At 38.7% G+C, this 8,122-nt stretch carries 11 protein-coding genes; 1 reads left to right on the plus strand and 10 read right to left on the minus strand.

From position 1 onward, the window contains the following. Positions 1 to 18: 18 nt before the first annotated feature. The 7 genes from DN410_RS23950 to DN410_RS23980 form a co-directional block, all read right to left on the minus strand. A complete protein-coding gene (locus DN410_RS23950; protein WP_149178329.1) occupies positions 19 to 804 on the minus strand; it encodes a glucose 1-dehydrogenase in 786 nt (261 codons plus the stop codon). Between the two features lie 13 nt (positions 805 to 817). Then, positions 818 to 1,675 (minus strand): glucose uptake protein GlcU, encoded by an 858-nt coding sequence (glcU, locus tag DN410_RS23955; protein ID WP_149178330.1) that lies wholly within the window; start codon positions 1,673 to 1,675, stop codon positions 818 to 820. 36 nt (positions 1,676 to 1,711) lie between these two features. Beyond that, complete coding sequence (locus tag DN410_RS23960) at positions 1,712 to 2,131, minus strand: DUF3888 domain-containing protein (RefSeq protein WP_149178331.1); 420 nt, start codon at positions 2,129 to 2,131, stop codon at positions 1,712 to 1,714. A gap of 93 nt (positions 2,132 to 2,224) precedes the next feature. After that, the gene (gene moaD, locus DN410_RS23965) at positions 2,225 to 2,458 is read right to left on the minus strand and encodes a molybdopterin converting factor subunit 1 (protein WP_071710035.1); all 234 of its coding nucleotides are present in this window, start codon (positions 2,456 to 2,458) and stop codon (positions 2,225 to 2,227) included. 2 nt (positions 2,459 to 2,460) lie between these two features. Further along, positions 2,461 to 2,925 (minus strand): molybdopterin synthase catalytic subunit MoaE, encoded by a 465-nt coding sequence (gene moaE, locus DN410_RS23970; RefSeq protein ID WP_071710034.1) that lies wholly within the window; start codon positions 2,923 to 2,925, stop codon positions 2,461 to 2,463. Beyond that, entirely contained in the window at positions 2,922 to 3,437 is a 516-nt protein-coding gene (gene mobB / locus DN410_RS23975) for a molybdopterin-guanine dinucleotide biosynthesis protein B (RefSeq protein ID WP_304520148.1), read from the minus strand. Before mobB ends, moaE begins: the two co-directional genes overlap by 4 nt. Continuing rightward, on the minus strand, positions 3,407 to 4,696 hold the full coding sequence (locus DN410_RS23980; RefSeq protein ID WP_149178333.1) for a molybdopterin molybdotransferase MoeA: 1,290 nt from the start codon (positions 4,694 to 4,696) through the stop codon (positions 3,407 to 3,409). The genes mobB and DN410_RS23980 overlap by 31 nt, the downstream gene beginning before the upstream one ends. Before the next feature lie 83 nt (positions 4,697 to 4,779). On the opposite strand from DN410_RS23980, the gene moaC reads away from it, so the two are divergent. Beyond that, positions 4,780 to 5,265: a cyclic pyranopterin monophosphate synthase MoaC gene (gene moaC, locus DN410_RS23985; protein WP_000094158.1), complete on the plus strand. Its 486-nt coding sequence runs from the start codon at positions 4,780 to 4,782 to the stop codon at positions 5,263 to 5,265. Between the two features lie 37 nt (positions 5,266 to 5,302). Here moaC and DN410_RS23990 read toward each other — a convergent pair whose 3' ends face one another. The 3 genes from DN410_RS23990 to DN410_RS24005 all read right to left on the minus strand — a co-directional run. Next, positions 5,303 to 6,316 carry a molybdopterin-synthase adenylyltransferase MoeB gene (locus DN410_RS23990; protein ID WP_149178334.1) on the minus strand — a complete coding sequence of 338 codons (1,014 nt, stop codon included), beginning with the start codon at positions 6,314 to 6,316 and terminating at the stop codon, positions 5,303 to 5,305. A gap of 16 nt (positions 6,317 to 6,332) precedes the next feature. Then, a complete protein-coding gene (gene moaA / locus DN410_RS23995; protein WP_149178335.1) occupies positions 6,333 to 7,346 on the minus strand; it encodes a GTP 3',8-cyclase MoaA in 1,014 nt (337 codons plus the stop codon). 200 nt (positions 7,347 to 7,546) lie between these two features. Next, positions 7,547 to 8,122 (minus strand): BclA C-terminal domain-containing protein (locus DN410_RS24005; protein WP_472926187.1); only part of this gene is annotated, 576 nt, incomplete at its 5' end.

An 8,122-nucleotide genomic window follows, 5' to 3' on the forward strand; every position in this document is an offset into this window, starting at 1 on the left:
TCTCTTCGTCCTTTTATATTACCCACGCCCAGCTTGAAACGATGGATATAACGTCATTCCACCATCTGCAAATAGCGTAATTCCAGTTACATAACTCGCCTCTGAAGAAGCAAGCCAAGTTGCTACTGCTGCAATTTCTTCTGGTTTTCCAATGTAGCCCATCGGTATCATACTTTCTACGTCAGCACGTTTTTTAGGATCAGCAAACTTTTCTGCATTGATTGGCGTATTAATTGCACCTGGCCCAATATTATTTACTCGAATACCTTTTGGCGCATATTCCATCGCTAACGTTTCTGTCATCAGTTTAATACCGCCCTTACTTGCTGCATAGTGCACAAATAATGGCCACGGAATTTTCTCATGAACACTAGACATATTAATGACAGATCCTTTAATATCATGTTCTACAAAATATTTAATCGCTTCACGGCTTCCTAAAAAAGCACCTGTTAAATTTGTATTAATTACCCTATTCCAATCTTCAAGTGGCATTTCATGCGATGGTACCGCATTTTCTATCCCTGCATTATTAATCATAACGTCAAGCGTACCAAACTCTTTCACAGCAGATTGAATGAGATTCACCACATCTGATTCGACCGTTACATCACCTTTTACTGCAATCGCTTCTCCGCCTACCTTTTTAATTTCTTCTAACACACCATTCGCTTCTGACTCCCGTGAGCGGTAGTTAATCACTACTTTTGCTTTCTCCTCAGCAAACCTTACTCCCATCGCCCTTCCAAGACCAGTTGCTGATCCTGTAATAACGACAACCTTTCCTTCTAAATCACTATACATTCCAATACCTCCTTTAACTTTTTGCTATACCTAACATAATTCCAGCTGCGATGATAAAAACGATACCGACAACAATCCCTGTTAATTGGCGTTTCGTTTTTCTTTCACCTAATATAAGAATCCCGCCAAGCGTCGAAATAATAATTCCCATTTGCGATAGCGAGAAACTTGTCGCCACTCCAACACGCGGCTGCGAAATGAATAAAAACATATTTCCAGCTGCCCAAATTAATCCTGGAATAATATTTCGTATTGCATATTTATTAAATGGATGATGTTTAAAAGTAAGCAAAATCCCCCCTAACACCATACCAACTGCTTGTGGCAATAAAGCTGACCAACCATCTACGTTAAATAGTCTAATCACCACTACATAAACTAAATAACCGACTGTTGAAATTAATAAAATTACGATACCTCTTTTAAAGTTTGCTGCTTGCTCTGCATTTTTTTCTTCTTCACTTTGAAGCGATGTTAAAATAACACCGACAATAATACAAACGAGCGCTAAAATCCCAAGGACAACTGATATTGTCGTGGACCACTCATGAAATACGATAACGCCAAATAAAGTCGTCGCAACTAATTGAAGTCCTGTTGAAATTGGCATCGTCCTCGAAACGCCCATTAAATCAATACTTTTCAATTGATTCGCCTGACCAAGCGCCCAAAATAAACCTGACACAACTCCAACTCCAATAACGGTAGGTGTTAATACTGGCTTCATAAAAATATAAACAACAATTGAGAAAATAAGTGCTCCAAACGTTGTTCCGAGCGTTTGACTATACGGTCCCCCGCCCAGTTTCACGTTAAATAGCACAATACTTCCCCAAAATATAGCTGGTAAAATCGCTAAAAATATATCCATCACTCATTACCTTTCTTTACTAAATACCATAGGTTATCACTCTAAGTCATTAGAGTGAGCTTTTATTTTTTCTTTTTCACGTTCACAAATCTTTTCTGCAATAGCACCAGAAACATTCTTTTCTCGCTCCACTTTTTTTATCTTTACGTGATCTAAATGATCTTCCAAAGTAAGCGTAACTTTATCGTTCGGCGGATTATGTGCTCCTTGAAATGTAAGGAATTGTAGCGTCACTTCATATCTAGGAACGAACTCATCTTTCTTGCCGAGACGCTTTATATTTATAACTGAAGCACATTCATATTGATCTTCTGTCGCTTGTCTAATAACTGAATAGTACCTATTTAATAATGCACTCTCTAAAAGTTGTTCTCTTGATTCTTTCGCGAAAGAATCACTTGGAGAAGAGAAAAAGGCTGCACATAGCATTGTCATAACTACACATATTTTTTTCATAGTTCCCTCCTTGTTCTATAGATTAGTGTTCTCAAAACTGCCATAAAAAAACGACTTTCCCTATGTAGGAAAGTCGTTTTAATGAATCCAATATTAGCCACCGCTCACTGGTGGTATGAGTGCAACAACATCACCAGATTGAATCATATCATCTTCATTTGCATATTCTTCATTAATTGCAACCATAATTGGTGCTGACACCGGTACATTATACTCTTTAGCAACAATATCTTTTAACTGCGTGACCGTAATATTTTCTTTCTCTATTTGTAATTCACTTGTTCCTGCCTCTTCTTGCAAGTGTGCAAATAACAATACTCGAATCATACTTATAACTCCTTCCCAGGCTCTCCCGCTGGATATGGCGTTTTTTCTAATTGATCACCAATCCACGAGTCACCATCCTCCCAAAATTCCTTTTTCCAAATCGGAACAATTTGTTTTATACGTTCCATAATATATTCATTCGCTTCATAAGCTGCTTTACGGTGCGGCGTTGAAACAGCGACAACAACCGCGATATCAGAAATTTGCAGTGTACCGATGCGATGTGTAATAGCAACGTGTGTACCTGGCCACTTCTCTTTCACTTCTGAGCCAATTTTCTGTAGCATCTTTTCCGCCATCGTTTTATAAGCAACATATTCTAAATATAATGTACGGCGCCCTTTCGTAAACTCTCTAACCGTTCCGATAAATGTTGTAACAGCACCGCATTCACGACGAATTACCTTCTGAGCTACCTCTTCAATCGAGATTTCAGTATCAATTACTTCATAATACGTATTTGTCATTTTATACTCCTAACCGTTTGTAAAAACCAGTCTATATACAACTTTTCTTCTGTTATATGAAATACTTTATATTCTTCTCGTATGCTTTTTGGAACATCATGCCACACAATAACCGCTACTATATTTTCTACTTTATGTAAAAGTTCAATGTCTTCCGCAGAACGAAGTAACACTACTTTCGGATATTTCTCTTTTTTATAGCCCTCTATTAAAATCGTATCCACTTCAAAAAACTCATATAAACGAATAATTTCTTGCAAGGACCATTCCTCTTTTAGCGAAGAAAGCGAAAGTAATCCAGCCCCTTCTACACTACTTACAACTGCACCAGCTTTACGATGTCTTTCACTATCTTTTTGTGCTACTTCTGGAAAACCTCCGTGCCCGTGGTGTTTAATTGTAGCAACCTTCATTTCACTTTCTGCTAATGCATGCACAACTTTCTCGACAAGTGTTGTTTTCCCGCTATTTTGATACCCTACTATTTGTAAGATTGAAGAGGCTTTGCCCATGGCCAATCACATCCCTCGGCGTGCTCTAACAATAATACAGATACTTTCATCCCTGCTTCAAATCCTCTCGTTCCTCCAGGCAATACGATAAAAGCATTCGCATCGGCAAGTGAAGATACCGCACTCGATTTATCTAAACCAACCGGCATCGCGTGTAATGCCCCATCCGCGATTGTAACGTTTGCTCTTACAAAACGAGTAAACGGATTAGGCTTTGGAAAATCTTTTTGTAAAACAGCATCTGCTCTATATACATGAGGTTCCTTCGCATACAAATATGTTTTTATAATTGGATGTACAAATAATTCAAAGCCTACATAACAAGCTGAAGGATTTCCTGATAAACCGAAAAGTAACTTTCCATCAACTTCAGCTACTGTCGTTACACTTCCTGGTCTCATCGCTATTTTATTAAAAAGTACATGCGCCTGTAATCTTTCATAAATAGCTGGCAAGTAGTCATAATCTCCTACCGACACACCGCCTGTCGTAATTAAAATGTCGACCTCATCCATCGCCGATTGAACAGCTTTAAAACATGCATCTAACTCATCGGCAAGTTGACCATAATACCGAACTTTCCCGCCAGCTTTCATAATTTGAGCGGCAATCATATAAGAGTTACTATTTTTAATTTTCCCTGGCTCTAACGGCTCATGTACTTCTAACAATTCACTTCCTGTCGTCACAATACCGACAACAGGCTGTTTTACAACTTTCACCGTACTATATCCAAACGTCGCTAATAGGGCCGCAACACCAGGATTGATTGCAACACCTTTCTTAACGAGAACTTGATTTTGTTTTATATCTTCTCCTTTAAATGACACGTTATCACCACTATTAAAAGGACGCTTTAACTTCATATATGTTTTTCCGTTCTGCTCGAATCCTTCCGTCAATTCTAGCATTACGACTGCATTACAATCTGCTGGAATAGCTGCTCCTGTCATAATACGAACCGCTTTAAAAGATCCTACTTCTTCTAGAAAAACAGACCCCGCTCCGATTTCGCCTATTACTTCAAATGTAACTGGATTCTCCTGACTTGCTTCTTTCGTATCTTCTGCTCGAATGGCAAAACCATCGTAAGGAGAACGGTCAAAATGAGGAACGTCATGATCTGAGATAACATCTTCCCCCAGAATTCTCTCGTAACTTTCCGCAATAGAAACCGATTCTATTTCGCCATGTTTCGCATATTCCATTACTCGCTCTACTGCCTCGGCAACTTGAATTGGAGTTCTTCTTTCTACCATCACTTCTCACCCCATATTTGCAATTTTTTTTATCTCGATTAAACTTTATGTATTAAATAGAAATTACTTCAAGGAGGAATTCCATGTCTTCATTCACACATTTCAACGACCAGGGCCGCGCAAAAATGGTTGATATAAGCGAGAAAAAGGCAACCGTTCGAACAGCAATTGCGTGCTCTAGTATCGTCGTTACGAAAGAAATTTACGATAAAATCTCTCACAATGAAATTGGAAAGGGTGACGTATTAGCGGTTGCACAAATCGCAGGTATTATGGCTGCGAAACGTACTTCTGATATTATCCCAATGTGCCACCCTTTATTATTAAAAGGTGTTGATGTTTCGTTCGATTGGAAACAATTAGAAGAACAATACCGATTACTCATTGAAGTAAAAGTTAAAACGGAAGGTAGCACCGGTGTTGAAATGGAAGCTTTAACTGCTGCTTCCGCTACCGCTCTTACTGTGTATGATATGTGTAAAGCTGTTGATAAAGGTATGATCATTGGCGAAACATACTTACTTGAAAAAACAGGTGGAAAAAGTGGAGATTATACAAGAAAATCTTAAGACTTTCTCCGTTGAACCTAAAGGATTCCCTTTAGGTTCAACCTATATATCTTGCGTATAAACGTTTTGCTACATTCATATCGTTCGTTCCATGAATAAACGCCCTGCCATCTGTAAATAAAACAAAACGAAATTCCTCCACTGGAAACGATAATAAATACGGAGTAGTTTTTACATCCACAATTCTTTGTAAGCGCTTTTTAATTTCTTCTAAATTAAATTCATTTCGCACACCTGGACGAATTTGTACTGTATTTCGCCCACATAACACTTCTGTTTTTGTTTGTGCTTCAAATGTTAAACTCGGGTATGTACGTAATCTTCCACAAGATAAACACGTATCTTTCTTCTGCCTATTCACTTTAAATGCCATCTGCTGATTATTCCAAAGATCAAACGATAACATCGTTTCACGAAGCGCGCCAAAGTCTTCTACTAATATTTTCAATGCTTCCGTTATTTGATGCGCTACTACTAATTGTACCGCTGGCTGTATAATACCGGCTGTATCACATGTTGCTCCGCTCGCTGGATGTTCCATTAAACAGCGGAAACACGGTGTTTTTCCTGGTAAAATTGTATACGTCACGCCGTAACTTCCGACACAACCACCATATATCCATGGAACATTATACTTCTGTGAAATATCATTAATAAGAAGACGCGTTTCAAAATTATCTGTCGCATCTAATATTAAATCTACATCATTCACTAGCTCTTCCATTTCTTGCACCGTTACATCCGTTACAATCGGATTTATTTCCACCTCAGAATTAATCGCTTTTAAATGTTCTGCTGCCGCTATAGCCTTCGGTTTATACTGCTTTGCATCTTCTTCGGTATATAATTGTTGCCTTTGTAAATTGCTCCATTCTACATAATCACGATCAGCAATCGTTACTTTTCCAACACCTGCTCTAACAATTGCTTCTGCATTCGCCGCACCAAGAGCACCAGCGCCGATAATAAGCACATGCTTCTCTTTTATTTTTCGCTGCCCTTCTTCTCCAACACCAGGAAATAATATTTGTCTTGAATATCGCTCCTGCATACGATAGCCCCCTTTCTTATCCTCCTATATACGACATTTCAATTTTCGGACGATTTGTTGCACTTTCTTCTGTCCGCTCATCTGAATATCTATCTTTTCTATTCATCCATACATCTTGTATAGCATGTAATAACCCTTCATCTGAAAGATTATTTCTAAGAAGTTCTCTTATATCCAATCCTTCTGTCGCAAACAAGCAAGTATAAAACTTTCCATCAGCCGAAATTCTCGCTCTCGTACAAGACGAACAAAACGACTCAGAAACAGAGGTAATAAAACCGACCTCTACATTTGTTCCAACATACCGATATCGTTTCGCAACTTCGCCGAAATAATGCGCTTCAGCCGGCTCGAGTGGATATACCTCATGAATCATCTCAATTAATTCTCGTTTTGTAATGACTTGATCAAAATTCCACCCATTCGTACTACCAACATCCATAAACTCAATGAATCTAAGCGAAATTCCTTGTTCTTTAAAATACGCGGCCATCGGCAGTACTTGATGATCATTCATCCCTTTTTTCACAACCATATTTACCTTTACTTCCAGCCCCACCTCTTTCGCAGCCATAATTCCTTTAATAACAGGTTTCGTATTGACATTCCGGCCATTAATATCCCTAAATACATCATCATCTATTGCATCTAAACTAACGTTTACTCTATGTAATCCAGCTTCTTTTAATGCCTTCGCTTGTTTCGTTAAATGAATGGCATTTGTCGTTAATCCTATATCTACTAGCCCATCAATTTTCACGAGACGCGCGATAAGTTTCGTTACATCTTTACGAAGTAGTGGCTCGCCACCGGTAAGTCTAATTTTCCGTACACCGATACTAACGAATAGTTTTGCCAAACGCTCAATTTCATCAAACGTCAATAAAAACTCATCTTTCAAAAAAGCATAATCAGGCCCAAACACTTCTGCTGGCATACAATATGTACATCTAAAATTGCAACGATCAATAACAGATATACGTAAATCTTGAAGTGGGCGTCCAAAAAAATCTTTAACCTTCTCCTGCATCGCCACCCTCCCTTTCTGCCAATTTTTTCTCTTTTCATTCTATTATAATATATTTTCGAACTGCGATGTTTTTGCTCAAGTGAATAAAGTGAAACTTTCATTTGTAGAAATGTATCCATTTCCTCTGATTAGCAAGACTTATCCGCAAATAACTGTATAAAAAACCTTGAAACATAAAAGCTTCCAAGGTTTTCTACTTATTAACTTAGTCTAATAATCGTTAAAGTAGCCCCTGGTGCTGTCGTGGATAATGTAACTCCAAGTAATCCAGATAATTGCAAGCTAATAGCGGCTCCGGCAGGCAAACTAGTAATAATAGTCGCATTCAATGAACTCACACCTACTAAAGAAGAATTTATCGTTCCAGCAAGCGGGCTTCCATTTACAGTTATACGAGCCCCCACAACTACAGCAGCTGTTAAATTGATTGTATAGGCTATATAATAATTCCCTGCATTTGCAACTGTAAATATAGTATTTGTACCATCAACTGTTATTCCTGAACCTATATTCTGGTTATTCGGTACATTAACATCTGCACCAGCCCCTATACTACTTCCTGACGTATTATTCGCAAATGCATACGTTGCGGTTATACTTACTCCAGTGACTCCGGTCAATCCCGTACTTCCTGTTGCTCCCGTTTCTCCTGTCGGACCCGTATTTCCCGTTGCTCCCGTGTTTCCTGTTGCTCCCGTACTTCCTGTTGCTCCCGTTCCTCCTGTCGCTCCCGTACTTCCCGTTGCTCCCGTGTTTCCTGTTGCTCCCGTACTTCC

This window comes from Bacillus sp. SH5-2 (assembly GCF_008368905.1).
Lineage (GTDB): Bacteria > Bacillota > Bacilli > Bacillales > Bacillaceae_G > Bacillus_A > Bacillus_A luti.

Bases quoted from the DNA above. Each gene is read 5' to 3' on its own strand.
- DN410_RS23950 (WP_149178329.1), bottom strand. From the start codon at position 804: ATGTATAGTGATTTAGAAGGAAAGGTTGTCGTTATTACAGGATCAGCA.
- glcU (WP_149178330.1), bottom strand. From the start codon at position 1,675: ATGGATATATTTTTAGCGATTTTACCAGCTATATTTTGGGGAAGTATT.
- DN410_RS23960 (WP_149178331.1), bottom strand. From the start codon at position 2,131: ATGAAAAAAATATGTGTAGTTATGACAATGCTATGTGCAGCCTTTTTC.
- moaD (WP_071710035.1), bottom strand. From the start codon at position 2,458: ATGATTCGAGTATTGTTATTTGCACACTTGCAAGAAGAGGCAGGAACA.
- moaE (WP_071710034.1), bottom strand. From the start codon at position 2,925: ATGACAAATACGTATTATGAAGTAATTGATACTGAAATCTCGATTGAA.
- mobB (WP_304520148.1), bottom strand. From the start codon at position 3,437: ATGGGCAAAGCCTCTTCAATCTTACAAATAGTAGGGTATCAAAATAGC.
- DN410_RS23980 (WP_149178333.1), bottom strand. From the start codon at position 4,696: ATGGTAGAAAGAAGAACTCCAATTCAAGTTGCCGAGGCAGTAGAGCGA.
- moaC (WP_000094158.1), top strand. From the start codon at position 4,780: ATGTCTTCATTCACACATTTCAACGACCAGGGCCGCGCAAAAATGGTT.
- DN410_RS23990 (WP_149178334.1), bottom strand. From the start codon at position 6,316: ATGCAGGAGCGATATTCAAGACAAATATTATTTCCTGGTGTTGGAGAA.
- moaA (WP_149178335.1), bottom strand. From the start codon at position 7,346: ATGCAGGAGAAGGTTAAAGATTTTTTTGGACGCCCACTTCAAGATTTA.